This is a genomic window from Bradyrhizobium cajani, assembly GCF_009759665.1.
GTDB lineage: Bacteria > Pseudomonadota > Alphaproteobacteria > Rhizobiales > Xanthobacteraceae > Bradyrhizobium > Bradyrhizobium cajani.
This window is the reverse complement of sequence record NZ_WQNE01000005.1, coordinates 119,049-144,910: the sequence shown is the minus strand read 5'-3', so window position 1 is coordinate 144,910 and position 25,862 is coordinate 119,049. Positions and strand designations below refer to the sequence as shown.

General features: G+C 65.1%; 30 protein-coding genes. 5 read left to right on the top strand and 25 right to left on the bottom strand.

The genetic code is table 11. The features are described from left to right. Positions 1–33: 33 nt before the first annotated feature. From GPL20_RS09025 to GPL20_RS09005, 4 genes are all read right to left on the bottom strand, one after another. Positions 34–873 carry a penicillin-binding transpeptidase domain-containing protein gene (locus GPL20_RS09025; RefSeq protein WP_373568267.1) on the bottom strand — a complete coding sequence of 280 codons (840 nt, stop codon included), beginning with the start codon at positions 871–873 and terminating at the stop codon, positions 34–36. A gap of 104 nt (positions 874–977) precedes the next feature. Beyond that, positions 978–1,241 carry an EscU/YscU/HrcU family type III secretion system export apparatus switch protein gene (locus GPL20_RS09020; protein WP_157329226.1) on the bottom strand — a complete coding sequence of 88 codons (264 nt, stop codon included), beginning with the start codon at positions 1,239–1,241 and terminating at the stop codon, positions 978–980. Next, complete coding sequence (gene fliK, locus GPL20_RS09015; protein WP_167532948.1) at positions 1,238–2,857, bottom strand: flagellar hook-length control protein FliK; 1,620 nt, start codon at positions 2,855–2,857, stop codon at positions 1,238–1,240. The genes GPL20_RS09020 and fliK overlap by 4 nt, the downstream gene beginning before the upstream one ends. 58 nt (positions 2,858–2,915) lie before the next feature. Then, complete coding sequence (locus GPL20_RS09005; RefSeq protein ID WP_157329225.1) at positions 2,916–3,710, bottom strand: ATP12 family chaperone protein; 795 nt, start codon at positions 3,708–3,710, stop codon at positions 2,916–2,918. 170 nt (positions 3,711–3,880) lie between these two features. On the opposite strand from GPL20_RS09005, the gene GPL20_RS09000 reads away from it, so the two are divergent. Beyond that, the gene (locus GPL20_RS09000; RefSeq protein ID WP_157329224.1) at positions 3,881–4,327 is read left to right on the top strand and encodes a hypothetical protein; all 447 of its coding nucleotides are present in this window, start codon (positions 3,881–3,883) and stop codon (positions 4,325–4,327) included. Positions 4,328–4,331: 4 nt separating this feature from the next. On the opposite strand, the gene GPL20_RS08995 is transcribed toward GPL20_RS09000, so the two are convergent. Genes GPL20_RS08995 through GPL20_RS08980 form a run of 4 tightly spaced genes read right to left on the bottom strand, consistent with a single transcriptional unit; the run spans position 4,332 to position 8,678 of the window. Further along, on the bottom strand, positions 4,332–4,631 hold the full coding sequence (locus tag GPL20_RS08995; RefSeq protein ID WP_157329223.1) for a hypothetical protein: 300 nt from the start codon (positions 4,629–4,631) through the stop codon (positions 4,332–4,334). Between the two features lie 39 nt (positions 4,632–4,670). Further along, entirely contained in the window at positions 4,671–5,885 is a 1,215-nt protein-coding gene (locus GPL20_RS08990; RefSeq protein WP_157329222.1) for an RluA family pseudouridine synthase, read from the bottom strand. 52 nt (positions 5,886–5,937) lie between these two features. Further along, positions 5,938–7,275 (bottom strand): replication-associated recombination protein A, encoded by a 1,338-nt coding sequence (locus tag GPL20_RS08985; protein ID WP_157329221.1) that lies wholly within the window; start codon positions 7,273–7,275, stop codon positions 5,938–5,940. Beyond that, entirely contained in the window at positions 7,272–8,678 is a 1,407-nt protein-coding gene (locus tag GPL20_RS08980; RefSeq protein WP_167532947.1) for a DegQ family serine endoprotease, read from the bottom strand. Before GPL20_RS08980 ends, GPL20_RS08985 begins: the two co-directional genes overlap by 4 nt. A 313-nt stretch (positions 8,679–8,991) precedes the next feature. On the opposite strand from GPL20_RS08980, the gene GPL20_RS08975 reads away from it, so the two are divergent. Further along, positions 8,992–10,605, top strand: coding sequence for an OprO/OprP family phosphate-selective porin (locus GPL20_RS08975; RefSeq protein ID WP_254125885.1), 1,614 nt, complete (start codon positions 8,992–8,994; stop codon positions 10,603–10,605). A 174-nt stretch (positions 10,606–10,779) separates the two neighbouring features. Here the strand turns inward: GPL20_RS08975 and GPL20_RS08970 are convergent, their stop codons facing one another. Beyond that, entirely contained in the window at positions 10,780–11,157 is a 378-nt protein-coding gene (locus GPL20_RS08970) for a winged helix-turn-helix transcriptional regulator (protein WP_157329219.1), read from the bottom strand. 113 nt (positions 11,158–11,270) lie between these two features. Between GPL20_RS08970 and GPL20_RS08965 the strand changes: the two genes are divergently transcribed. From GPL20_RS08965 to GPL20_RS08955, 3 genes are all read left to right on the top strand, one after another. Next, positions 11,271–12,284, top strand: a complete 1,014-nt coding sequence (locus GPL20_RS08965) for a zinc-binding alcohol dehydrogenase family protein (protein WP_157329218.1) — start codon at positions 11,271–11,273, stop codon at positions 12,282–12,284. Between the two features lie 109 nt (positions 12,285–12,393). Beyond that, positions 12,394–13,887 (top strand): amidase, encoded by a 1,494-nt coding sequence (locus GPL20_RS08960; protein WP_157329382.1) that lies wholly within the window; start codon positions 12,394–12,396, stop codon positions 13,885–13,887. Between the two features lie 27 nt (positions 13,888–13,914). Continuing rightward, positions 13,915–14,892 (top strand): Bug family tripartite tricarboxylate transporter substrate binding protein, encoded by a 978-nt coding sequence (locus GPL20_RS08955; protein ID WP_157329217.1) that lies wholly within the window; start codon positions 13,915–13,917, stop codon positions 14,890–14,892. A 100-nt stretch (positions 14,893–14,992) separates the two neighbouring features. Here the strand turns inward: GPL20_RS08955 and GPL20_RS08950 are convergent, their stop codons facing one another. The 16 genes from GPL20_RS08950 to rpsN all read right to left on the bottom strand — a co-directional run bounded on the left by GPL20_RS08950 (position 14,993) and on the right by rpsN (position 25,858). Next, the gene (locus tag GPL20_RS08950; RefSeq protein WP_157329216.1) at positions 14,993–15,289 is read right to left on the bottom strand and encodes a DUF1330 domain-containing protein; all 297 of its coding nucleotides are present in this window, start codon (positions 15,287–15,289) and stop codon (positions 14,993–14,995) included. Between the two features lie 9 nt (positions 15,290–15,298). After that, positions 15,299–16,087 carry an SDR family NAD(P)-dependent oxidoreductase gene (locus GPL20_RS08945; protein ID WP_157329215.1) on the bottom strand — a complete coding sequence of 263 codons (789 nt, stop codon included), beginning with the start codon at positions 16,085–16,087 and terminating at the stop codon, positions 15,299–15,301. 263 nt (positions 16,088–16,350) lie between these two features. Further along, positions 16,351–16,767: a 50S ribosomal protein L17 gene (gene rplQ / locus GPL20_RS08940; protein WP_011088131.1), complete on the bottom strand. Its 417-nt coding sequence runs from the start codon at positions 16,765–16,767 to the stop codon at positions 16,351–16,353. Between the two features lie 230 nt (positions 16,768–16,997). Further along, entirely contained in the window at positions 16,998–18,029 is a 1,032-nt protein-coding gene (locus tag GPL20_RS08935; protein ID WP_157329214.1) for a DNA-directed RNA polymerase subunit alpha, read from the bottom strand. A 112-nt stretch (positions 18,030–18,141) separates the two neighbouring features. Continuing rightward, entirely contained in the window at positions 18,142–18,531 is a 390-nt protein-coding gene (gene rpsK, locus GPL20_RS08930) for a 30S ribosomal protein S11 (RefSeq protein WP_007603045.1), read from the bottom strand. Positions 18,532–18,661: 130 nt separating this feature from the next. After that, positions 18,662–19,030: a 30S ribosomal protein S13 gene (gene rpsM, locus GPL20_RS08925; protein WP_018647258.1), complete on the bottom strand. Its 369-nt coding sequence runs from the start codon at positions 19,028–19,030 to the stop codon at positions 18,662–18,664. Between the two features lie 187 nt (positions 19,031–19,217). Beyond that, entirely contained in the window at positions 19,218–20,108 is an 891-nt protein-coding gene (locus GPL20_RS08920; protein ID WP_157329213.1) for an adenylate kinase, read from the bottom strand. After that, entirely contained in the window at positions 20,105–21,316 is a 1,212-nt protein-coding gene (locus GPL20_RS08915) for a preprotein translocase subunit SecY (protein WP_157329212.1), read from the bottom strand. The genes GPL20_RS08920 and GPL20_RS08915 overlap by 4 nt, the downstream gene beginning before the upstream one ends. Then, positions 21,313–22,644: a preprotein translocase subunit SecY gene (gene secY / locus GPL20_RS08910; protein WP_157329211.1), complete on the bottom strand. Its 1,332-nt coding sequence runs from the start codon at positions 22,642–22,644 to the stop codon at positions 21,313–21,315. Before secY ends, GPL20_RS08915 begins: the two co-directional genes overlap by 4 nt. A 148-nt stretch (positions 22,645–22,792) precedes the next feature. Further along, complete coding sequence (gene rplO / locus GPL20_RS08905) at positions 22,793–23,278, bottom strand: 50S ribosomal protein L15 (RefSeq protein ID WP_018322273.1); 486 nt, start codon at positions 23,276–23,278, stop codon at positions 22,793–22,795. A gap of 74 nt (positions 23,279–23,352) precedes the next feature. Further along, complete coding sequence (gene rpmD / locus GPL20_RS08900; protein ID WP_011088137.1) at positions 23,353–23,547, bottom strand: 50S ribosomal protein L30; 195 nt, start codon at positions 23,545–23,547, stop codon at positions 23,353–23,355. A gap of 24 nt (positions 23,548–23,571) precedes the next feature. Next, positions 23,572–24,168, bottom strand: coding sequence for a 30S ribosomal protein S5 (gene rpsE / locus GPL20_RS08895; RefSeq protein WP_157329210.1), 597 nt, complete (start codon positions 24,166–24,168; stop codon positions 23,572–23,574). 47 nt (positions 24,169–24,215) lie between these two features. Next, positions 24,216–24,578, bottom strand: coding sequence for a 50S ribosomal protein L18 (rplR, locus tag GPL20_RS08890; protein ID WP_008549238.1), 363 nt, complete (start codon positions 24,576–24,578; stop codon positions 24,216–24,218). An 11-nt stretch (positions 24,579–24,589) separates the two neighbouring features. Beyond that, positions 24,590–25,123 carry a 50S ribosomal protein L6 gene (rplF, locus tag GPL20_RS08885; protein WP_091894742.1) on the bottom strand — a complete coding sequence of 178 codons (534 nt, stop codon included), beginning with the start codon at positions 25,121–25,123 and terminating at the stop codon, positions 24,590–24,592. A 16-nt stretch (positions 25,124–25,139) separates the two neighbouring features. Further along, entirely contained in the window at positions 25,140–25,538 is a 399-nt protein-coding gene (gene rpsH, locus GPL20_RS08880) for a 30S ribosomal protein S8 (RefSeq protein WP_018322269.1), read from the bottom strand. Positions 25,539–25,552: 14 nt separating this feature from the next. Continuing rightward, positions 25,553–25,858 (bottom strand): 30S ribosomal protein S14, encoded by a 306-nt coding sequence (gene rpsN / locus GPL20_RS08875; RefSeq protein WP_018647251.1) that lies wholly within the window; start codon positions 25,856–25,858, stop codon positions 25,553–25,555. Between the last annotated feature and the right edge of the window lie 4 nt (positions 25,859–25,862).

The following is a 25,862-nucleotide window of genomic DNA, read 5'->3' as shown; positions in this document are numbered from 1 at the left end:
GGCGGCACTGTCTTTTCCGCCAGCGCGGTAGCGCTAGATCGCGCCGATCTCGGCAAGGCAGGCTTGCGTCAGCGGCATGCGCTCGCCGACGAGGCGCGGCTCCTTGCAATCCATGTTGAGCGCGAACACGGTGTGGGCTTCGCCCTTCTCGGCCCAGCCGACCATCCAGCCCAGCGACGGCTCGCCGCGCTCGGCGCCCAAGAGGCCGGACTTGGCGCGGATGACGCTGTCGCCGACCTTGGTCACCGGCAGGATGTCAGCGACGATATCCTGGCTGCGCTTTGAGATCGGCAGTGCACGGCGGCGCAGCCGGTCGACGAAATCGATCTGCTCGATGGGATCGATGCGCAACGCTCCGGTAAGCCAGAACTGGTCGATGCCGCCGCCGATATCGCGATTGCCGTAGTCGAACAGATCGACGTACTTTTGCATGCGCTCCTGGCCGATGCGCCGGGCGATCTCCTGATAGACCGGCACTGCGCTCACGGCGATTGCGCTGCGCAGCGTGTGATCCTTGTTCCAGGCCTCGATCGGCCGCTTCACGCCATCCCAGGGAAACACGTCCTTGTCGGGATCAGCGACCACCCCGGTCTCCAGCGCGATCAGCGAGTTCGGAATCTTGAAGGTCGAGGCCGGGAGCTTCGCTTCGCCTGATCGCTCCTTGTCGCTGGCGACGATCAGATAGTCCTCGACCTTGTACCCGACGAAAGTGCCGGCCGAGCCGAGGTCGGTGAAGCGTTTTGCGAGGCTGTCGCGGATTTCGTTGCGCGGCGGCGCGACATGGGCGAACGCACGTGACGGCAGGGTGGCGGCTGCGGCAAAAAGGCCGAGGGTGGAACGGCGGGTGAGCAAGTGCGGTATCCGATCAATCATGAGATTGGCCGCGACAATGCCGCCGATATCTGGTGAAACGATGACAGCTATTTCTCGAGCATGATCTTTCCGGAGAACCGCTGCACACGTCTCCGGATCATGCTCTAGCGCCCCCGGCCCGACAGCCGCAGCACGAACACCAGCACCTCGGCGACGGCCTTGTAGAGGTCCGGCGGGATCTCATCGCCAAGCTCGACCTTGGAGAGCGCGCCGGCCAGGATCTCGTTTTCCTCGATCGGAATGTCGTGCGCCTTGGCGATCTCGACGATCTTTTCGCCGACCGCGCCCTTGCCCTTGGCGACGACAACCGGCGCGTTGTTGCCCTTCTCGTAATGCAGGGCAATCGCAAGCTTGGATGGGTCGCTCATGTGGCGCGATCCAGAAAGTGGCCGGCACGGGCCGGCGCGGGCTGCGGCGGCGTGCCGTCGCGGACCACGATGTCGCCCGGCTTGAGCTCGGCCCTCGTCAGGGCCTGATTGAGTTCACCGATTCCGGCGCGGAGCTGCTGCGCAGTCGCCGGCCGCTCCGCCCACATCCGCACGAAGGTCTTGTCGCCGTTCAGCGTGATCAGCGCATGCACGGGGCCGGCGGGCTCGACATTGAGCGAGAAGCGCGCGCGCCAGGCACGCGCGGCGGAATCGGCGGACTCGTTACCGCCGTCGCGCGAGATCTCGAACTGCGCCATCGCGGTGCCCTGCGGGGTTGCGAAGGGAATCTCGAAATTCCACTGCGGCACGGCGGGATCGATGCGATGTCCGGAGGCATCGGTGCGATCAGGCAGCGAAGCGACCTGCAACAATGTCTGTCGCGCGATCGCGGCGTCGGTATCGTCGAGCAGACGGTGCACGGTTGCAGCGAGCGGCGTGTCAGACGCAAGCGATGCCGAGGCGATGGACTGGGGCGCCGGCAGCGCACCGCGGAACGGCGGTGGTGTGGCGCGCGCGGCGGCCTCGAAGAGGTGGCCATCCGGCACGGCCTTGTTGGAGCCGGGCACGTTGCCGAACATGCGCGGCAGGTTCTGCGTGACCTCTTGCAGGAGGCTCGCAGCAAGGCCTGCGGACATGGTCCGCGGTACCGCGGCCTGCGAGACGCCGGCGGCGGTGTCAGCCAGCACGGCAGCCGCGAGTGTGGCGTTGCGCGGTATCTGGGAGATTCCGCCGTCGGGAGATGGCACCATCGCCTGCGTGCTCGCGCCAGCAGGCTGAGCCGGCGGGCTTGCCGCCTGCGGCGTGGCGTTCGCGGCAAGCGCAGCGCCTTGCACCGGCGCCTGCGGTACGTCGCTTTGCAGCGCACCGGACGTCGTTGCCAGTGTCTGCCTCAGCACCAGCAACGCGGCCTTCAGATCGGGCATCGTGCCGGATGACGGCGTCGTGCCCGCGGCCAGCGACGCCTCGAGGAACAATCCGGACTTCTGCAAGGCGGATTCGATATCGCCGCCTTCGAGCTGCGCATTGAGCGGCGTCTGCTGCGCCAGAACGTCCAGCACGGCCTGCTTCAGCCCCGCCGGCAGGTCGCTGCCGGTCACGACGGCGGCCAGATTGGCAAACAGCTGCGCCTGGCTGCCCTGCTTCGTCACGGCCTCGGCCGAAGCCGCGGCGACGGCGACCTGCTCCGCAGGCGTCAACGTGTTGCGCGCCGTATTGGCGGACGGTGCAAGCGACGGGCTGTCCACCAACGCGGCCGCGGTCGGCGTCAGCGTGACCTGATCGGCCGCCGCCCCACCTGCCCCCACGACGGCAAGTCGGATGGCGCCGTCATTCCGCGACACCGCGAGCTGGAGATTTTGCCCCGGCGACAGCGCCACCTCCGACATCACGTCGAGGGAGAGATTTGCGATCGCGATCCGCACCAGATTGTCGGCGAGCACGCTGACGACCCTGGCGTCGACGACGCTGTCGACCTGCAGCACGAGGTCCGGCGTCGCCGCATCAGCCGCGGGGCTGGCAGCACGGACGGGAACGATCGAGCTTATCTGCGTCGGCATAGCGAAGGGCCCGGGGGAACGCTGGCCCCACCCTAAGGCCGCCGTCGTAAACCTCTCGTTAAGGACCTTCGGCCCGGAGCGGCTTGACCGCCGCCAGCACCGCCACGGCGGCCTCGAAATCCCGCGCGCGAGCGGCGCGGCGGCCGGCTGCCTCTTCGTCCACGCCCCATTGATCGATGTTCCAGTCCTCATCGACATGGGCTGCGGCCCAGACCTGGTCGGCATCGCGCACGCCGTGGACCAGCGCCAGCGCCAGGAGCGCCGAGCCGGTCAGGGTCGTGACCACGTGGAGCGCCGCGACCGACCAGGCGTCGCCGGGCAGCGCGGCGCGGGCGGCCCGGACCGCCTCGTCGGGCTGCTTCACGTGCATGATGCCTTCGGACAGGATGAAATGCGCACCCAGCCCCTCCGCCGCCCAGAACAGCACGGGGTCCCAATGCGCGGCCTCGCGGGCGACCAGCGCTTCCGGATGGCCGGCGCGATAGAACAACAGATCGGACTGGAAGTATTTTGCGAGATCGTCGCTGACGAGATCGACACGGTCGATCACGCCCTCGACCACGCTGTTGGCGATCCGTGTCAGCGGCATTGTGACGGGGTCGATCGTCTCGCCTTGCGCCGCCCATTCCGCCGCCACCGCATCGGCCAGCGCACGCGCGGGGATCACCACCTGGCGACCGGAGGGCGTGCGGATCGGCTTGCCGTCGAGCGTGATGGCGAAGCCGCCCTCGGCCTCGGCAACACCAGCCTCCTTGTAGAAGCGCTTGCGCTGGGGCGCGCGCGCGGACTGGCGGGCCGCCTCGTGCGGATCGAGCGGGGACTGCCCCGCAGCTTCATCGAACAATTCGCGCATCTGACGTTTTTCGGCTCCGCTCGCTAAAGCGCGATGAGATTGGGATGAATCGTCATCGCGCTTTAGGTTATTGTTTGAGCATGATCTTTCGGAAAACCGCTGCACACTTTCCCGGATCATGCTCTAGGCTTGTAAGATAAGACCGGCGGCGGATAAAGCGAGCGGCAGGCATGAGGGAACTTGCGGGCGTTACAGCCCTGTTCGCCGGATTGGGGCTGGCCGCGGCGGACGCCGGCTTCCGCACCCCGGAATCGCTCGTGCGCAACGTCTACGCCCATTATGGCCAGGGTGCGCCGGAGCTTTCAAAAGGCCTGCCGCGGGACGCCGCCACCACCCGGCAATTCTTCGACCCGAGCCTGCGCAGGGCCTGGAGCGCGCCAAGGACCGAGCCCTATGATTTCCTGGTGCAGAGCCCGAGCTGGAAGCTCGGCCCGGTCACGATTGCGGTCATCCGCAGGCAATACGACAAGACCTATGTTGCGGCCAGTTTCGACAATCGCGGCCGGCCGGTCACGCTGAACTTCATCCTGGTCAACGGCCCCGAGGGCTGGCTGATCACGGACGTCGAAAGCCCGCATGACAGCTTGCGGATGTTTCTGGAGCAGTTTCGGAATTAGGGTCCTAATTCGCGCAACTGCGCGCATAGGTGTCGCGGTCGGCGGGGCCCAGACCGGCGCCTGCAGCATCGTCGAGACACTTCGAGATGCGGTCGCTGAACGAATTGCGCGGGAGCGGTTGGTAATTGTAGCGCAGCGGCGCGTCGAATTTCGGGACCTTCGGCACCTCGATCCTGGGCGGCGGTGGCGGCGAAGGCGGCGGCGGATTGAACCGCGAGGCGCCCGGCAGCACGTATTGCGCCTTGGCGACGTGCCCCGCGAGCAACGCGATCAGAATCACGAGGGAGGTCGAGAGCCGTTTCATGGGGCACATATCGTGCTTCCGCCGCCCCATTCAACCCGATCATTCTTCAGGCGCGTTCTCGATCGGATCAAATCTGGTCGCGTCGAGACCGAGTAGGTTCCACGACTGTTGCATGTGCGGCGGCAGCGGCGCGGTGGCGTCGATCACGCCGCCGCGCGGATGCGGGATGACGATGCGGCGCGCCAGGAGATGCAGGCGGTTTTGCAGGCCGCCCGGCAGCTGCCAGTTCTCGATGTTGAAATATTTGGGATCGCCGACGATGGGATGGCCGATATGCTCCATGTGGGCGCGCAGCTGGTGGGTGCGGCCGGTCACCGGCTTCAGCGACACCCAGGTCAGCTTGTTGCCGGCGGTCTCGACCACCGCGTAATAGGTCACCGCGTGACTCGCGCCCTCGTCGCCGTGCTGAGCGATGCGCATGATGGTGTCGTCCTCGCCTTCCTCCTTCGCAAGGAAGGTCGAGATGCGGCCCTGCTTCGGCTTCGGCAAACCCGGCACCAGCGCCCAATAGACCTTCCGCGCCGAACGCGAGCGGAACGCGCCGGTCAGATGCGAGGCGGCAAAGCGCGTCTTGGCGATCAACAGACAACCCGACGTCTCCCGGTCGATGCGGTGCACGAGGCGCGGCTTCTGACCCTTGGAATCGCGCATCACCTCCAGCATCTGGTCGATGTGCCGCGTCATGCCCGAGCCGCCCTGCACGGCAAGGCCGGCCGGCTTGTTCAGGACGAGAACGTCGTCGTCCTCCCAGATCGTCATCTCCTTCAGCGCGGCCAGCGTTTTCTGCGCCGCTTCCGAGAGCGCACCGGGCGCCTTCGGCGTGTCGATCTTCAGCGGCGGAATGCGGACGCTCTGCCCCTCCTCCAGGCGGTCTTTGCTGTCGACGCGCTTGCCGTCGACGCGCAGCTCGCCTTTGCGGACGACGCGCTGGATGTGGGAGAACGACAGCCCGGGGAAGCGCGCTTCCAGGAATCGGTCGACGCGCATGTTGTTCTCGTCGGCCGTCACCGTGACGGTCTGCACCTTGGTCGGCAGCAATTCCTCGACCGGCTTTGCCGGCGCAGCCCTTTCCGGCGCAGCTTTGGGGGCACGCCGCTCGGCGCGCTCGCCCGCAAAACGCGGCGGCTTCGAGCCGGGCTTGCCGCCAGGACGCGGGCCGGTCGTCTTCGCGCTGCGCGCCTTGAACGGACGCGCCTCCTTGCGCTCGTCGCGCGAACGGGGCTTTGGATCGGTTCTCTTGATGCGGCGGCTCATGGTTGCCTGCGTACCCTAAAAGCCGGCTCCCGTCACGACGAAATGGCCGTTTCTAGCGCGAGCCGCCCCGCTCCTTGCGCAGCTTGGCCCAGTAATCCAGCCGCTTGCGGATCTCGCGCTCGAAGCCGCGCTCGGGCGGGTCGTAGAAGGTCTGGCGGCCCAGGGCTTCCGGGAAGTAGTCCTGGCCGGAAAAGGCATCCGGGGCGTCGTGGTCGTATGCGTAACCGGAGCCGTAGCCTTCCGACTTCATCAGCTTGGTCGGCGAATTGAGGATGTGTTTTGGCGGCAGCAACGAGCCGGCCTGCTTGGCAACCTGCATCGCCGTGCCGAAGGCGGTGTAGACCGCGTTCGATTTCGGCGCGGTGGCGAGATAGACCACGGCCTGCGCGATGGCGAGCTCGCCTTCGGGATGGCCGAGGAAGTCGAAGGCGTCTTTCGCGGCATTGGCGATGACGAGCGCCTGCGGATCGGCAAGGCCGATGTCCTCCACCGCCATGCGCACGACGCGGCGCGCCAGGAACAGCGGGTCCTCGCCGGCATCGAGCATGCGCGCGAGGTAATAGAGCGCGGCATCGGGATCGGAGCCGCGCACCGACTTATGCAGCGCCGAGATCAGGTTGTAATGGCCGTCGGCCGATTTGTCGTAGATCGGCGCGCGGCGCTGCAGGATCTCCTGCAACTGCGCGGCATTGAAGATCTCGTCCTTGCGCGCGGCGCGCCAGACTTCCTCCGCGAGCGTCAGCGATGCCCGTCCGTCGCCGTCGGCCATCCGCACCAGCACCGCGCGCGCCTCGGCATCGAGCGGCAGCTTGCGGCCCTCCACCGCCTCGGCATGCGCGAACAGCTTTTCGATCGCGGCGGCATCGAGCGAGCGAAACACCAGCACCCGCGCGCGCGACAGAAGCGCCGCGTTGAGCTCGAAGGACGGGTTCTCGGTGGTGGCGCCGACCATGACGACCGTGCCGTCCTCCATCACCGGCAGAAACGAATCCTGCTGGGCGCGGTTGAATCTGTGCACCTCGTCGACGAACAGCAGCGTGCCCTTGCCCATCTCGCGGCGGGCTCGCGCGGCATCGAAGGCCTTCTTGAGATCGGCGACGCCGGAGAACACCGCGGAGATCTGCTCGAAATGCAGATCGGTCGCATCGGCCAGCAGCCGCGCCACCGTGGTCTTGCCGGTGCCGGGCGGTCCCCAGAACACCAGCGAGCCGAGCGTGCGCGTCTCCAGCATGCGCGTCAGCGCGCCGTCGGGGCCGAGGATGTGGTCCTGCCCGACCACCTCGGACAGGCTGCGCGGGCGCAGCCGGTCCGGCAGCGGATGCGGAGCATCGTGATCGAGCCCCGCCGCGGCAAACAGAGTTGGCGTCTCCTGTGGTCGTTTCGAACTCATCCGCCCAGCGTGACGTTGATCTGCTGACCGCCGCGCACCACCGTGATGCGCCAGAGCCGCGGGCGCTCGCCCGCGGCCTTCTCGAGGTCGACGGTCTTGCTGATCTTCTGGTTGTTGACGGCCAGGATGATGTCGCCCTTCTGGAAGCCGACACTGGCGGCCGCACTGTCGCCGCCGAGATCGGTGATCACGACGCCTTCGGTGTCGGCGTCGAGATGCAGTTCGTCGGCGACCGCCGGCGTGATGGTCGAGACCTTCGCACCCTGGAACGGCGAGCGCGCGGTGACGACGAGCTCGTTGCGTCCCGTATCGGGCGCCGTCTCCAGCGCCACCGTCAGCTTCACCGGCTTGCCGCCGCGCTGCACGTCGATCTGCGCGGTGCCGCCGAGCGGACGCGTCGCGAAGCGGTAGTCGAAGGCGTTGGGATCGTCGACGGTCTGGCCGTCGATCCCGGTGATGAGGTCGGAGGATTTCAGGCCGGCCTTCGCCGCGGGGCCATTCGATACCACGCTTGCGACGAGCGCACCGGTCGGCGAACGCAGGCCGAGGCTTTCGGCGATCTCGGGCGTGACCGCCTGCAATCTGGCGCCGAGCCATGGCCGCTTCACCGCCTTGCCGCCGCTCTTGGCGGAGGCGACGACGACGCGCACCATGTTGGCGGGGATCGCAAAGCCGATGCCTTGCGAGCCGCCCGAGCGCGAATAGATCGCGGTGTTGATGCCGGCGAGCCTGCCGTTCATGTCGACCAGCGCACCGCCGGAATTGCCGGGATTGATCGCCGCATCGGTCTGGATGAAGAACTGGTAGTCGGTGATGCCGACCTGCGTGCGCGCCAGCGCCGAGATGATGCCGTGGGTCACGGTCTGGCCGACGCCGAAGGGATTGCCGATGGCGAGCACGACATCGCCGACCAGCAGTTCGTCCGAATTGGTGAAGTCGAGGGTCGGAAACTTTTCCTTCGTATCCTTCATACGCAGCACGGCGAGATCGGTGCGTGGATCCTTCAGCAGGATCTCGGCCTCGAACTCGCGCTTGTCCGACAGCGACACCTTGACCTGGTCGGCACCCTCGATGACGTGGACGTTGGTGACGACGAGGCCGGAAGCATCGACGATGACGCCCGAACCGAGCGAGCGCTGCATCTGCTCGGGCTGCTGGCCCGGCACGCCGAAGAAGCGGCGGAAGATCGGGTCGTCAAGCAGCGGATTGCGGTTCTGCACGACCTTGGCGGCATAGACGTTGACGACCGCCGGCTGCACCCGCTGCACGATCGGCGCATAGGACAGCCGCAGCTCGGCCGGCGAGGACGGAACACGGCGGTCCTGTGCGGCGGCCGGATTGAAGTGGGCTGAAAACGTCATGCACAATGCCGTGATAACGGCGGCACGGATCGATCGAAACATTCATACCTCTCGGAAAAGACGCCGGAATATAAGCGCGTTCGCGCGCCAATAGAAGGGCGGCAAGCGGTATTATTCAGGCCCTTTTCCGGTGTGCCCGGCATGCAAGTCCAGCGTGCGAAATGGCAATCTGCCGGCATGATGGATTGGCATGATGCGCGTCATCCAGCATTGTAGTGAGAAGCGGATTCGGTTGCGGCGAATTGGCATCAGTGGGAACCGCGCAACCGGGCGCAGCGTCGCGGGGCAGTCATCGATCACATCTAGGCTCTCCGCGAGCGACTTGGGGAAGTTCGTCAAACGATGGAGTCATGACGTGAGCAGGACAAGACTTGCAGCCACGGCGATTGGTCTCGCCGGTGCACTGGCGGCCTCGCAGGCCCAGGCCCAATCGACAAGCAGCAGCGAGCAGGAGATCGCGCTGCTGAAGCAGCAGCTGAAGATGCTGGAGCAGAAGCTCGACAAGCTCCAGAGCCAGACCGCGGCGAACACCGCGGCCGCGGCAAAGACCAGGGCCGAAGCGAAGGCTGAGGCCAAGGCCGAAGCGCGCTCGGAGGCGAAGGCGGTCGTGGCCAATGCGAACGCGGCTGTTCCGGTCAAGGGCCCGGCGCCGGCGTCCGGCGTGGTCGTCACCATGCCGAACAACCGGCCGACCATCTGCACCGCCGACCAGGCCAACTGCGTCGCCATCACCAGCCGCCTGCATTGGGATGTCGGCGGCTACGACTATCGCCCGAACACAGCGGCTACCGTGCCGCAGAAGCTCGACAGCGGCCAGAACGTCCGCCGCGCGCGCATCGGCCTCGTCGGCAAGTTCTTCAACGACTGGAACTTCGCGCTGGTCTACGACTTCGGCGGCAGCTCGGACGGCTTCGGCGGCGCGGCGGCCGGTTCGCTGCCGGGCGGCGGCGTGTCGGGCGTCGAGAACGCCTATCTCAGCTACACCGGCCTGAAGCCGTTCGGCGGACGGATGGCGATCGAGGCCGGCATCATGGACCTGCCCTACACCATGGACGAGGCCACGAGCTCCAACGACATCATGTTCATGGAGCGCGCTTCGCCCGGCGTGGTCGCGACCAACATCGGCGCCGGCGATTTCCGCTCCGCAGCCGGTGCGCGCTGGTTCAACGACCAGCTCTGGATCGGCGGCTATGCCACCGGACCGTCGACCGGCGCGATCCATTCCGCCTCAAGCGCGACGCCGCCCGGCACGAGCGAGCAATACGGCGCCGTGGCGCGTGTCGCCGGCAACCCGATCAGCGGCAAGGACTACTCGGTGCATATCGGCGCCGATGCGCAATGGCTGATCCAGCCGCCGCGCAATCTGATCGCCAACACGCAGACGCTCACGCTCAGCGACCGTCCGGAATTGCGTCTCGACCCGACCACACTGGTGTCGACCGGCGCGATGGCCAACGTCTCGGGCGCGCAGGTCTACAGCGTCGAGGCCGCGGCGACCTACGGGCCGTTCATCGTTCAGGGCGAGTACTTCTGGTACAATGTCGACCGCACCGCCAACACCGGCGTGCCGCTCGTGGGCGCACCGAGCCTCAAATTCCAGGGCGGTTACGCCCAGGCAGGCTATGTGCTGACGGGTGAAGGCCGGACCTACAACGCATCGAGCGCGGCCTATAACGGCGTCAAGCCGGCGCATCCGTTCTCGCTCGACGGCGGCGGCTGGGGCGCGTGGGAGATCGCGGGTCGCTTCTCGACGATCGATCTCAACGACCAGCTCGCAACCGCCAACGGCATCGCCGGCGGGCGGCAGAACGTCTACACGCTGGCACTGAACTGGTACGTCAACGGCAACGTCCGCTTCATGCTGGACTATCTGCATGGCACGGTCTCCAAGCAGGCGTCGGCCCTCTCGACGGCGGACGTGGGCTCGAAGTTCGACGCCGTCGCGTTGCGCACGCAGTTCGCGTTCTGAGACACAGCTGTCGTCCCGGGGCGCGCGAAGCGCGAACCCGGGACCTCCAGCTGCCGTATCCGTCTTCGCGAGAGCTCGGAGTCGCCAGCTCGCGCCAAAACCTCTTCCTGGGGTTATGGGTCCCTGCGTTCGCAGGGACGACACCGGGAGTGCGGCGCCAGCTTCGCTGAAAAATTACGCCGCGCGCTTCGGCTTCTTCACGACCACCGGCGGCGGCGCGCAGGACAGCCGCTGCTGATGGCTCTCGCCCCAGGCCTTGAGGATATCGATCACCGGCCTGAGGCTCTCACCTAACTCGGAGAGGCAATACTCCACGCGCGGAGGCACCTCCGCATAGACCTTGCGGATGACGAGCTTGTCCTCCTCCAGCGCGCGAAGCTGCTTCGTCAGCATGCGCTGGGTGATGCCGGGCATCCGGCGGCGCAGTTCCCCGAACCGCTGGGTGCCGCTCTGGAGGTGATAGAGGATCACGCCCTTCCATTTGCCGTCGATCAGGTCCAGCGTGGCCTCGACCGAACAGCCGGGACGCCGGGCGAAATTGCGCCGTTTCATGCGTGTTTTCCCAATAGTATCCAAACAGGGACTATATCCCCGAATTTACAGTACTTGCCAAACCGGAGCCAGCGCGACAGTTACAGCGACACGCCATCTGATGGAGACCAGCCATGAAGGCCATCGGCTACAAGAAATCGCTTCCGATCGAGGACGCGAATTCACTGATCGACTTCGAGACCGCAAAGCCCGAGCCCGGGGGCCGCGACATCCGCGTCGCGGTGAAGGCGATCTCGGCCAATCCGGTCGATTACAAGGTGCGCAAGCGCGCCGCCCCGCCCGAAGGCGAGACCAAGATCTTGGGCTATGACGCAGCCGGCGTGGTCGATGCCGTCGGCCCCGACGTCACGCTGTTCAAGGCGGGTGATGAAGTGTTCTACGCCGGCTCGATCCTGCGCCAGGGCACCAATTCGGAATATCACCTGGTCGACGAGCGCATCGTCGGCAACAAGCCGAAGAACCTGTCGTTCGCGCAAGCCGCAGCGCTCCCCCTCACCTCCATCACTGCATGGGAATTGCTGTTCGACCGTCTCGGCGCGGTCCCAGGCAAGAGCGTCGATCCGCGCACGCTGCTGATCACGGGCGGCGCCGGCGGCGTCGGCTCGATCCTGATCCAGCTCGCCCGCCGCCTCACCGGGCTGACGGTGCTCGCCACCGCGACGCGGCCGGAGTCGCAAAAATGGTGCCTCGGCCTCGGCGCGCATGCGGTGATCGACCACGGCAAGCCGATGAAGGAGCAGATCGAGAGCTTGAAGCTGCCGCCGGTTGCGCTGGTGGCGAGCCTCACCTTCACCGACCAGCACTACAAATCGATCGCCGAGTTCATGGCACCGCAGGGCAAGTTCGGCCTGATCGACGATCCGCCGGAATTTGCCATGAGCACGTTCAAGGGCAAGGCGATCTCGGTGCATTGGGAATCGATGTTCACGCGCTCCTCGTTCCAGACGCCGGACATGATCGCGCAGCATCATCTGCTGGGCGACGTCGCCGACCTCATCGACAAGGGCGTCTTGCGCACCACACTCGACCAGACCTTTGGCACGATCAACGCGGCCAATCTCAAGCGCGCGCACGCGCTGCTCGAGAGCGGCAAGTCGCGCGGCAAGATCGTGCTGGAGGGGTGGTAGGCTTGAAGTGGACGGCTTGGCACGCGAGGCCGATTGCGGCATCATGAGTCTGTGGCCCCGGACACGAGGGCCGGCAGGGCCCGCCGGGTCCGGAACAAGCAGACACATGATGACCGAACCATGCGATCTGTCGGCGGTCGCGGCCCGCGCGCTGATCGGCCAACGCAAGCTCTCGCCCGTCGAGCTGACGGATAGTTGCATCCGCCGCATCGAGGCGATCGATCCGGCGGTCAACGCCGTGGTTGCGCGCTCCTTCGAGACCGCGCGCAAGACGGCGCGCGAGCGCGAGGCCGCCGTCATGCGCGGTGATACGCTTGGCGCCGTGCACGGCCTGCCGCTCGGCGTCAAGGATCTGATCGACGCCGAGGGGTTGCCGACCAGTTTTGGCAGCGTGCTGTTTGCCGACAATGTTGCCAGGCAGGACGAGGCCATCGTCGCGATGCTCAAGCGCGAGGGGGCGATCGTCATCGGCAAGACCAACGTTCCGGAATGGGGTGCCGGCGGCAATACGCGCAACGCCGTGTATGGCGCGACCGGCAATCCCTTCGATCCTGATCGATCCGCCGCCGGCTCGTCCGGCGGATCGGCGGTTGCGCTCGCAACCGGCATGGTGCCGCTCGCGACCGGATCCGATACCGGCGGCTCGGTGCGCAATCCCGCATCGTTCTGCGGCGTGGTCGGCTTTCGGCCGTCACCCGGACTGATCGCAAGCAACAGCCGCAACATGGCCTGGTTGCAGATCTCGCAGCTCGGACCGATGGCAAGAACCGTATCCGACGCCTGCCTCATGCTGTCCTGCATGCTGGATCGCGATGCCCGCGATCCGCTGTCGGCGATCCTGCATGCCGGCGGCGCGCCGGCGCCCGAGTTCTATCGCAATCCGCCGCGCGCCGATCTCTCGAGTTTGCGCATCGCCGCGACCGCCGATTTCGGCTTTGCGCCGACCGAGCGGGCGATTGCGAGCACCTTCAAAGGCAAGGTCAGCTCGTTTGAATCGGCGTTTCGCAGCGTCGAATGGACCCATCCTGATTGCACCGGCGCGGACGAGGTGTTCAGCATCTTGCGCGCCGTCGCCTTCCTCGGCCGCCACCGCGAGCTCGTGGAAAAGCATCCGGACAAGGTCGGGCCCAACGTTCGCGACAACGTCGCCGAGGGGCTCGGCTATTCCGCCGCCGACGTCGCGCGCGCGCTTGCGATGCAGACCGAGCTCTACCGGCGCTGGCAAACGTTTTTCGCCGGCCACGATTTCATCATCGCCCCCACCGTCACCATCAGCCCAAGGCCGTGGTCAGAACTCTATCCGGCCGAGATCGACGGCCGGCCGACCAAGAGCTACTTCCACTGGCTCGCGCTCGCCTATGCCGTCACCAATGTCGGGCATCCCACGGTGGCGATTCCGGCAGGCCGCGACGGCGCAGGGCTGCCGTTCGGCATCCAGGTGATCGGCCCGCGCGGCGGCGATCTCGCAACGCTCGCGGTGGCGCGCGAGATCGAGGCGGTGCTTGCGGCCAATCCGGATACTGCACGTCCGCTTCCCGACATCACCTGGCTCACCCGCCAGCCGCCGATTGCGGGCAAGCCGGGATTTTTGGCCTTCGATTGAAACGTTGAACCACGGAAGAACGATGCGATGAAAACAACGGCTCTCACGGTGGCGCTCGCATTGATCGGCCTGGTCGGCGCCAACTCGCTCGCCACCGCGCAAGCGACCTATCCGGAAAAGTCCCTGCAACTGATCGTGCCGTTCCCGCCGGGCGGCGCCTCCGACATCGTCGCCCGCATCATCGGCGGCGAACTCGAAACCCGCCTCGGCAAGCCCGTGATCATCATGAACCGTCCCGGCGGCGGCACCACGATCGCGGCCAAGGAGGCCGCGCGCGCAGCGCCCGACGGATACACACTGTTCTTCAGCTCGAACTCGACCTTCACGCTGCCTGCAGCTGTGAAGGAGAGTGTGCCCTATGACGCCGCCAAGGATTTCGAGCCTATCGGACGGGTGGGCAAGACCTCGTTCGCGCTCGTCACCTATCGCGACAATCCGGTTACGGACGTGGCTGCGCTCGCTGCCGAAGCCAAGGCCAATCCCGACAAGTTGTCGCTCGCCTCCTATGGCGCGGCGACCTTCTCGCATTTCGCCGGCGAGCTGTTCAAGTCGAACGCCGGCATCAAGATGGTGCACCTGCCCTACAAGGGCAGCGCGCCGGCGATGAACGATCTCATCGGCAAGCACATCCAGTACCACGTCGATACCGTGATCGCCGTGAAGCCGCAGATCGAGGCCGGCACCGTCAAGGCGCTCGCCGTGTTCTCGGGCAAGCGCACCTCGTTCCTGCCCGACGTACCGACGCTTGCCGAGCTCGGCTATCCCGCGATCGACTTCTCGTCCTGGGGCGCGGTGGTCGCACCCAAGGGGCTGCCGCCGGCGGTTCGCGACAAGCTCACGGCGACGCTGGAGGAGATCATCAACAGCCCGTCCGTCATCGAGCGTTTTACCAAGGTCGGGTTCGAGCCGGGCTTCGTACGCTTTGACGATTGGGCCGGCGCGGTGACCAAGGAGACCGCGGAGATGAAGGACATCGCGCAGAAGGCGGGCGTCAAGGAGGAGTAGCCGCCGGCTCGACGGGTCTTCGTTTGGGCATGATCTCCGCGCAAACGCGTTCCGCGTTGGTCGCGAGGAAAAGCCGCTTCGCACTTTTCCGGATCATGCTCTACGGTGGCAACACCCCTTCGACAAACAGCAGCCGGCGCTCCAGCGCCGTTTGCCGGAGCTTCAGCGCCTCGGCATATTCCGGCGAGGCGTACCATTCCTTCAACCTCGTCATCGACGGGAATTCGACGATGACGATGGCCTTCGGCGGGAGATTGCCCTCGGCGAGCTCGGCTTTGCCGCCGCGGACGAGATAACGCCCGCCATACTGCGCGATCGTCTTCGCCGCGAGCGCGCGATAGGCTTCAAACCCGTCGAGATCGCGCATTTCGACCTCGGAGATCACATAGGCCGGCATATGTTGGCCTCAGGCAATCGTATTGACGATGCCGCCTTCCGCGCGCAACGCCGCGCCATTGGTCGCGGACGCCTCCCTCGACGCGACATAGACCACCATGTTGGCGATCTCGTCGACGCTGGCGAAGCGTTGCAGCAGCGAGCTCGGGCGATGCTGCTTGACGAAATTGGCCGCAGCTTCGTCCACCGACTGGCCGTTCTGCCGGGCGAGATCCTTCACGAAGGTCTCGACGCCCTCGGACATGGTCGGCCCGGGCAGCACGGAGTTGACGGTGACGCCGGTGCCGCGGGTGAGCTGGGCAAGGCCGCGCGCGACCGAGAGCTGCGCCGTCTTGGTCATCCCGTAGTGGATCATCTCGACGGGAATGTTCAGCCCGGATTCGGAGGAGATGAAGACGATGCGCCCCCAATTGCGCTTGAGCATGCCCTTCAGGTAGGCGCGCGACAGCCGCACGCCGCTCATGACGTTGACCTCGAAGAAGCGGCTCCAGTCCTCGTCCGGAATGTCGAAGAACTCCTTGGGTTCGAAGATGCCGGCATTGTTGATGAGGATGTCGACCTCGCCAAGCGCCGCAACGAGTGCCTTGCAGCCCGAAGCGGTCGAAACGTCGGCGGCGATGCCGCGCACCTTGGCGCCGGTTCCCTCCAGCTTGCGGACGGCCGCATCAACCTTGTCCTGGCCACGCCCGTTGATCACGACACTTGCGCCCGAGGCCGCGAGCCCCCTGGCGATGGCGTGGCCGATGCCGGCGGTCGAGCCGGTCACGAGGGCGGTCTTTCCGGAAAGGTCGATGTTCATGCGATGTCTCCATGGATGTCGCTGGAGATATCGGAGGTGGCTCATTGCACCGCAATCGCCACTCACCGATGCGTGACGAATGCACGCCCCGCGCAGCTTGTAGCCTGTAGGGTGGGCAAAGCGCAGCGTGCCCACCCTTGCGACGCGAGTTGCGGACGGCGTGGTGGGCACGACGCGCCATAGCGCGCTTTGCCTACCCTACAGCAGCTACAAAAAAAGCGGCGCACGATGGCGCCGCTTTTGAATTCCGATTGACGCGAGGCTTACGCCGCCTCGGCTTCCTTCTCCTGCACCGGGCCGGAGTCCTGACCCTTGGCATCGACGTCGCGATCGACGAACTCGATCACGGCCATCGCGGCGTTGTCGCCGTAGCGGAAGCCGGCCTTGATGATGCGGGTGTAGCCGCCCTGGCGGTCCTTGTAGCGGGTCGCCAACACATCGAACAGCTTCTTGACCTGGTCCTTGTCGCGCATCTCGGAGATCGCCTGGCGGCGCATGGCCAGACCACCCTTCTTGCCGAGGGTGACGAGCTTCTCGACGATCGGACGGAGCTCCTTGGCCTTGGGCAGCGTGGTGACGATCTGCTCGTGCTTGATCAGCGCGGCCGCCATGTTGGCGAACATCGCGCGGCGATGCTCCGCCGTGCGGTTGAGCTTCCGATGAACCTTGCCGTGACGCATGTGTGGTGTCCTTACGTTAATACTGCCGCGACGGTTCGTCGGACATGTTGCTCAGGTGGGCTGCCTGCGTTCGCCCGCGAAAGCGCGTATGCGCTTTCGCTTTCTTGTTTTGAGCATGATCCTTATCGGAAAACCGCTTCGCACTTTTCCGGGATCATGCTGTCAGCGAGTGGCGAATGGTGAGTAGCGAATAGTTCTTCCCCATTCGCCACTCCCTACTCGCCATTCGCTCAGTAGTGATCCTCGAAGCGCTTGGCGAGCTCGTCGATGTTCTCCGGCGGCCAGCCCGGCACTTCCATGCCGAGATGCAGACCCATCTGGGCCAGCACTTCCTTGATCTCGTTCAGCGACTTGCGGCCGAAGTTCGGAGTGCGGAGCATTTCCGCCTCGCTCTTCTGCACGAGGTCGCCGATATAGACGATGTTGTCGTTCTTCAGGCAGTTGGCCGAACGCACCGACAGCTCGAGTTCGTCCACCTTCTTGAGGAAGGCCGGGTTGAAGGCGAGGTCCGGGATGATCTCCTGGGCGACTTCCTTGCGCGGCTCTTCGAAGTTGACGAACACGTTGAGCTGATCTTGCAGGATGCGCGCGGCGTAGGCCACGGAATCATCCGGCGAGATCGCGCCGTTGGTCTCGATCGTCATGGTCAGCTTGTCGTAGTCGAGGATCTGGCCTTCGCGGGTGTTCTCGACCTTGTACGAGACCTTGCGGACCGGCGAGTACAGGCTGTCGACCGGGATCAGGCCGATCGGCGCGTCCTCGGGACGGTTGCGCTCGGCGGGCACGTAGCCCTTGCCGGTCGAGACCGTGAACTCCATGCGGATCTCGGCGCCCTCGTCGAGCGTGCAGATCTGGAGGTCCGGATTGAGCACGGTGACGTCGCCGACGGTCTGGATGTCGCCGGCGGTGACGACGCCCGGGCCCTGCTTCTTCACGACCATGCGCTTGGGGCCTTCGCCCTGCATCTTGATCGAGATGTCCTTGATGTTGAGGACGATGTCGGTGACGTCCTCACGGACGCCCGCGATCGAGGAGAACTCGTGCAGCACGCCATCGATGTGCACCGACTGCACCGCCGCGCCCTGGAGCGAGGACAGCAGGATGCGGCGCAGCGCGTTGCCGAGGGTCTGGCCGAAACCGCGCTCGAGCGGCTCGGCGACGATGGTCGCAAAACGGGCCGGATCGCTGCCAGGGGACACCTGGAGCTTGTTCGGCCGAATCAGTTCTTGCCAATTTTTCTGGATCGTCACTGTTTCACCCATACAGGCCAGTCAATTTGCGAAATCAAATACTGGCGTTGGAGAAAGGCCGCAGATCAATCCCGCGGCTTCTTAGAAAAGTCATTGCGGGCGCCGATGCGCCCGCAACCTCGTATCAAACGCGCCGACGCTTGCGGGGACGGCAACCGTTATGCGGGATCGTGGTCACGTCGCGGATCGAGGTGACGGTGAAACCCGCGGCCTGGAGCGCGCGGAGCGCCGACTCGCGGCCCGAACCGGGACCGGCGACTTCGACTTCCAGCGTGCGCATGCCGTGCTCCTGCGCCTTCTTGGACACGTCCTCGGCGGCAACCTGCGCGGCATACGGGGTCGACTTGCGCGAACCCTTGAAGCCCATCGTGCCGGCGGAGGACCAGGCAATCGTGTTGCCCTGCGCGTCGGTGATGGTGATGGTCGTGTTGTTGAACGACGAGTTCACGTGCGCGACGCCGGAGGCGATGTTCTTGCGCTCACGACGACGAACGCGGGTGGCTTCCTTGCCCATTGACTACCTTTCCTGGAGATCTCAAACGCCGCCGTAATGCCAGCGGCTACACCTGTGAAAATGCGAATGGTGAGTAGCGAATAGCGAATGGATGACCACTCGCTATTCGCTACTCACCTATTCGCGCGAATTACTTCTTCTTGCCGGCGATGGCCTTGGCCGGACCCTTGCGCGTGCGCGCATTGGTGTGGGTACGCTGGCCGCGCACCGGCAGACCGCGACGATGACGCAGGCCGCGATAGCAGCCGAGGTCCATCAGACGCTTGATGTTGATACCGACCTCACGACGCAGGTCGCCCTCGACGAGATAGTCGCGGTCGATCACTTCGCGGATCTGGAGCACTTCGGCGTCGCTGAGCTGATTGACGCGACGATCCTCGGGGATCTTGACCTTCTCGATGATGTCACCGGCGATCTTCGGGCCGATGCCATGGATGTACTGGAGCGCGATCAGCACGCGCTTGTTGGTGGGAATGTTCACGCCGGCAATACGGGCCACGGCCTTCTCTCCTGTTGCCGATCCCTCGTCAGGAATCGGGCTTTAAGTGCTTGCGTTCTCGGGCAGGTGTTCACAAACGCGAACACGACGCCCACCCCCGGTCTTCCTGGGGCCCGGCATCGTCTGAAACTATCCGACTTGGATGCGGGGCTTATTAGGGGATTCCAGGGGCTTTCGTCAACCGCTGCTAGCGTTTGGCTCGCTTTTTCGTGACCTTTTTTGGGGCCTTTTTGGCACCCTTTTTGACAGCCTTCTTGGCGGTCTTTTTGGTCGCCTTCTTTGCGGTTCTCTCGGTAGTTTTCTTGGCTACCTTCTTGGCGCCCTTCACGGCCTTCTTGGCCGCTTTTTTGGCGGATCTGGCCGATTTGGCGGCCTTTTTGCCGGATTTCGCAGGCTTTTGGGCCGACTTCTTCGCCGCAGTCCTAGTTCCCCTGGCCGTCTTGGCCGGCGCCGCCTTGGCCGCGCTTCGGGCGTGGGTCTTGGGCTCGACCGCCCCGAGCGCCAGGAGCTGGCGGTGGATGGCGCGGGTGACCTCGTCGATGGCCATCATGCCGTCGATGGTCGAGAGCTTGCGCCGCTCGGAATAGTAGTGAATCAGCGGTTCCGTCTGGCTGCGGTAGCTGGCGAGCCGTTTGGTCAGGACCTCCGGCGTGTCGTCGACCCGGACCTCCTCCCCGCGCTCCCGCATCTGGGCGACACGGGTCTCGACGCGGCTCAGCAGCGCGCTCTCGTTGACGCGGAGCTCGATCACGGCGTCGAGCTTGAGATGCTTGTGCTTGAGCAGATCATCGAGCGCTTCGGCCTGCGGCACGGTGCGCGGGAAACCGTCGAGGATGAAACCGTTCTTGGCGTCCGGCTGGTCGATCCGATCAGAGATGATTCCGACAACGATCTCGTCCGGCACGAGGCCGCCGCTGGCCATGATCTCCTTGGCCTTCAGCCCCACCGGCGTTCCGGCTGCAACGGCAGCGCGGAGCATCTCGCCGGTCGAGAGCTGGACGATGCCATAGCGCTGCACCAGCAGCTGCGCCTGGGTCCCCTTGCCCGACCCCGGCGGTCCCAGAAGTATAATTCTCATCGGCGTACGCCCCCCGGATTGGTGAGCGATACGTCGCGCACCTGTGCTTTGATATCAAGAGCGGTGCAAACCACAACCAGCGCTGCACCACCATTGACGACCATACTATAAGGCAGCCCGATCCCGTAAAGCTCGAAGACCTCCGGAATCAACTGCAATGCCGTCAGGTAGACGGCTCCGACGACCGTCGTCAATGACACGACGCGATCGAGATAGTCGGCGGTCGCCTCGCCGGGCGCGACACCAGCAATTGTGCCATCACGCTGCGCCAGGGATTTGGCCGTGTGCTCGGGATCGACGACATAGGCCGTGTAAATGAAGGCAAGCACGAAGACCGCGACCGCTCCAAGGATCACGTGGGTCAACGTGCCGAGCTGAAGTTGCTGGGAGGCGGCAGCAACCCACGGCGTATCGGCACCAAAGATGTAGGTCAGACCAGCGAGCGGCAGAAACAGGATCCAGGGCGCCACGGTGGCCGGCACCAGAAAACCGGCACTGTTGATCTTGATGGGGAGAGTCGCCGATCGCGCGGGCAGCAACCGATCTCCGACCTTGCGTTCGGCGAACTCGACACGGACATGCCGTCGCGCGCCCTCGACGAAGACGATCACGGCGACGAGCACAATCCAGAAGACAGCATGGCCCAGCACAAGACTGCCGGAGATCTGCTCGCCCTCCAGCAGGTACGCGATGCCGGCAATGTCGCGCGGGATGGCAGCAAGGATATTGGCGCTGAGCAGCAGTGCCAGACCATTGCCGATGCCATGACGGGTGATCTGCTCGCTGAGCCAGATCAGGACGAACACGCCGCCGACGATCGAGGCCGTGGCGGCGAGCACGGACCATTCCTCGGGATCGGGAACCAGTGCCGGAAATGTCTGGATGGCCGAGGCGTAGCCATAGGCCTGGAAGGTCGCAAACAGGAGGGTCAGGATCAGGGTGTAGCGAGAGATCCTGCGCCGGCCGCGCTCGCCCGACCTCTCGAGCGAGCTCAAGCGCTGCCAAACCAGCGACGCCAGGCGAACGACGACCGCAGCAGTGAGATAGGGAAGAATACCGAGTGCGAAGATTGAGAGGCGGACCGCGTATTCGGCTGAGTACGACTCGCTCGGCACGCGCATCCCTGCGAACGGGATCTGCGTGCCGAGCCTGAAAAGGAGCAGCGCGCCAATCGTGAAAGCGATCCGGCGCGCGAGCTCCCTGCTCATCTACGGCGGCCGCGCAGCTTCGACTTCCGGATCAGGCCTTCATACTGATGGGCCAGCAGATAGCCCTGCACCTGCGCCACCGTGTCCATGGTGACGCTGACGACGATCAGCAGCGACGTACCACCGAAGTAGAACGGCACCGACGCGTAGGAGATCAGGATTTCCGGGATCAAGCAGACGATGGCGAGATAGACCGCGCCGAGCACGGTGATGCGCGAGAGCACGTAGTCGATGTATTCGGCCGTGCGCTCGCCGGGACGGATGCCCGGGATGAAGCCGCCGTGCTTCTTCAGATTGTCCGCAGTCTCGGTCGGGTTGAACACGATCGCGGTATAGAAGAACGCGAAGAACACGATCAGCGCCAGGTACATGATCAGGAACAGCGGACGGCCGTGGCCGAGCTGGGTGGTGATCCACTGGAACCATTCCGGCCCACTGCCCGCGTTGAAGTTCGCAACCGTGGTCGGCAGCAGCAGCAGCGACGACGCAAAGATCGGCGGGATCACGCCCGAAGTGTTGAGCTTGAGCGGCAGATGCGAGGACTGGCCCTCGAACATCTTGTTGCCGACCTGGCGCTTCGGATACTGGATCAAAAGCCGGCGCTGCGCGCGCTCCATGAACACGATGAAGGCGATCACGGCGACAGCCATGATGATGACGACCAGGATCAGTCCGGTCGACATCGCGCCCTGACGGCCGAGCTCGAGCATGTTGGCGAGCGCCGCAGGCAACTCGGCGACGATGCCAGCGAGAATGATCAGCGAGATGCCGTTGCCGATGCCGCGCGAGGTGATCTGCTCGCCCAGCCACATCAGAAACATGGTGCCGCCGGTCAGCGTGATCGCCGTGGACAGGCGGAAGAACATGCCGGGGTCGCTGACGACGTTGCCGGCGCCTTCAAGGCCCACCGCGATGCCGTAGGACTGGAACGCGGCCAGGATCACCGTCAGATAGCGGGTGTACTGGTTCAGTGTCTTGCGGCCGGCCTCGCCTTCCTTCTTCAGCGCCTCGAGCTGCGGCGAGACGGTGGTGAGGAGCTGGATGATGATCGAGGCCGAGATGTACGGCATGATGTTCAGCGCGAAGATCGCCATGCGGTGGATGCCGCCGCCGGCGAACATGTTGAACATGCCGAGGATGCCGCCCGCCTGGGAGCGGAACACCTGCTCCCAGATGTTGGGATCGATGCCCGGCAGCGGGATGTAGGTCCCGAGCCGGTAAACCAGCAGCGCACCCAGGGTGAACCAGATGCGCTTCTTCAGTTCGTCGGCCTTGGCAAACGCGCCGAAATTGAGATTGGCTGCCAGTTGTTCCGCTGCAGAGACCATCTTGGACTTTCTCCCGCCGCCTGTTGCGCCGTCATGCCCGCGGCCGGGCTACTCTAGCGGACGCCGGACATTATCTGGGGCTCGGCTTCGATAAGTCCACGTCCCGCATGCGTAAAGGCCCGCGAGCCGCGGGCCAATGACGCAGTTGTTACGCCGCCTCGCCTTCTTCCTTGGCAGGGGCGAGGATCTTCACCGAACCGCCGGCCTTCTCGACCGCCGCGATCGCGGTCTTGGTGGCGCCGTGCACCTCGATGTTGAGCTTCGACTTGAGCTCGCCGCGGCCGAGCAGCCGCAGGCCGGCCTTGGCGCGGCGCAGCACGCCGCCCTTCACCAGGGCCTCGACGTTCACGACGCTGCCGGCGTCGATCTTCTTGGCATCGACCGCTTCCTGGAGCCGGTCGAGATTGATCTCGGCGAACTCGACGCGGAAGATGTTGTTGAAGCCGCGCTTGGGCAGACGGCGATGCATCGGCATCTGACCGCCTTCGAAACCCTTGATGCGCACGCCCGAACGCGCGGTCTGGCCCTTGCCGCCGCGGCCGGACTGCTTGCCCTTGCCCGAACCGATGCCACGGCCGACGCGCATGCGCTTCTTGCGCGAGCCGGCGTTGTCGGCGATATCGCTGAGCTTCATCGCCCTTCTCCTTGTGTCTTGCGCATGATCTTCACCGAAACCGGTACCCGCTTGTCGGGATCATGCGCCTTTGCTTACTTCTCGTCGACGATGCGAACGAGATGGTGAACCTTCTCGATCATGCCGCGGACCGCCGGGGTGTCCGGCAGCTCGCTGGTGCGGCCGATCTTGTTGAGCTTGAGCCCGATCAGCGTCGAACGCTGCGAGTGATGGCGGCGGATCGCGCTGCCGGTCTGCTCGAGCTTGATCGTCTTTGCGGCCTTGGCCATGGGAGTCTACTCCGAAAGCTTCCGTTAGTCGGCAGCCGCCTCGGCATCGCCGCCGATACGGCGGGACTGCAGAGTGGACACCTTGATGTTGCGGCGGGCTGCGACCGAGCGCGGCGAATCCTGGTGCTTCAGCGCGTCGAAGGTCGCGCGCACCATGTTGTACGGGTTCGACGAGCCGATCGACTTCGCCACCACGTCCTGGACGCCCAGCGTCTCGAACACGGCGCGCATCGGGCCGCCGGCGATGATGCCGGTACCGGCGGGAGCAGCACGCAGATAGACACGGCCCGCGCCATGACGGCCGGCGATGTCGTGATGCAGCGTGCGGCCCTCGCGCAGCGACACGCGGGTCAGGTTGCGCTTGGCGGATTCGGTTGCCTTGCGGATCGCCTCGGGCACTTCGCGCGCCTTGCCGTGACCGAAGCCGGCACGGCCCTTCTGGTCGCCGATCACGACCAGCGCTGCGAAACCGAAGCGCTTGCCGCCCTTGACGACCTTCGCCACGCGATTGATGTGGACGAGCTTGTCGACGAACTCGCTGTCGCGCTCCTCGCGCTCCTTGCGTTCACGTCCGCCGCCGCGTTGATCGCGTCCACCACGTTGTTCGCGTTCAGCTGCCATGGTTTTTCCAATCCTTCAGAGGCTTACGCCTCAATCCTCAAATTCTGTTAGAAGCTCAGCCCGCTCTCACGCGCAGCGTCGGCAAGTGCCTTGACGCGCCCGTGATAGAGATAGCTGCCGCGATCGAACACGACTTCCTTGACGCCCTTCTCGGCAGCGCGCTCGGCCAGCAGCTTGCCGACCGCCTTCGCCGCGTCGATGTCGGCGCCGGTCTTGCCGCCGTCCCGCATCGCCTTCTCGAGCGACGAGGCCGAGGCCAGCGTCTCGCCCTTCAGGTCGTCGATGACCTGGGCGTAGATGTGCTTGGACGAGCGGAACACCGACAGGCGCGGACGGCCACCACCGGAGCGGCGCAGCTTCAGCCGCACACTCCGCTTGCGCCGGGCATTCGTAACCTTGGCTTTGGACATGACCGGCTCCGTTACTTCTTCTTGCCTTCCTTGCGGAAGATGAATTCGCCAACATACTTCACGCCCTTGCCCTTGTAGGGCTCCGGCGGGCGATAGGCGCGGATCTCGGCCGCGACCTGGCCGACGCGCTGGATGTCGCTGCCCGACACCGTGATTTCGGTCGGCTTCGGCACGGCGATCGTGATCCCTTCCGGGATCGGATAGATCACGTCGTGGCTGTAGCCGAGCGCGAGCTGCAGGTTCTTGCCCTGCATCGCGGCGCGGTAACCGACGCCGGTGATCTCGAGCTTCTTCTCGAAGCCCTTGGTGACGCCTTCGACCAGATTCGCGACCTGGGCGCGAGCGGTGCCGTACAGCGCCCGCGCGCGGTTGGTCTCGGCCCGCGGCTTGACCTTGATCTGGCCGCTCTCGAGCTTCACCTCGACGTCGTCATGGACGACGAACTGAAGCTGGCCCTTCGGCCCCTTCATCTTGACGGTCTGCCCGTCGACGGTCGCGGTCACACCCGACGGAACCGCCACAGGCCTTTTGCCAACACGTGACATGGATCAAAAATCCTTCTCAGAACACCGTGAAGAGGACTTCACCGCCCACATTCGCGTCGCGCGCGCTGTGGTCGGCCATGATCCCCTTCGGCGTCGACAACACCGAAATGCCGAGCCCGTTGTTGACCCGCGGCAGGTTCTTCACCGAGGCGTAAACACGACGCCCGGGCTTGGAGACACGTTCGATCTCGCGGATGACGGGCTCGCCGTCGAAATACTTCAGCTCGATCTCGATCTCGCTGCGGCCCGAGGAGTGCTCGAGCGTGGCGTAACCGCGGATGTAGCCCTCGCTCTTCAGCACCTCGAGCACGTTCTCGCGCATCTTCGAGCCCGGCGTGGAGACCTTGGTCTTGGAACGCATCTGCGCGTTGCGGATGCGGGTGATCAGATCGCTGATTGGATCGTGCGTAGACATCTAAACGACCCTCCTTACCAGCTGGACTTCACGAGGCCCGGGACCATGCCCTTGGAGCCAAGGTCGCGCAGCGCGATACGGGACAGCTTGTTCTTGCGATAGTTCGAGCGCGGGCGGCCCGACAGCTCGCAACGCAGGCGGATGCGGGTCGCCGACGAGTTGCGCGGCATTTCGGCCAGCTTCAACGTCGCAGCGAAACGCTCTTCCATCGGCAGCTTCTTGTCGGCGATGATCGCCTTCAACCGCTCGCGCTTGGCGGCGGCGTTCTTCACCATCCGCTTGCGCCGGTTGTTCTTCTCGACTGAACTCTTCTTTGCCATGCTT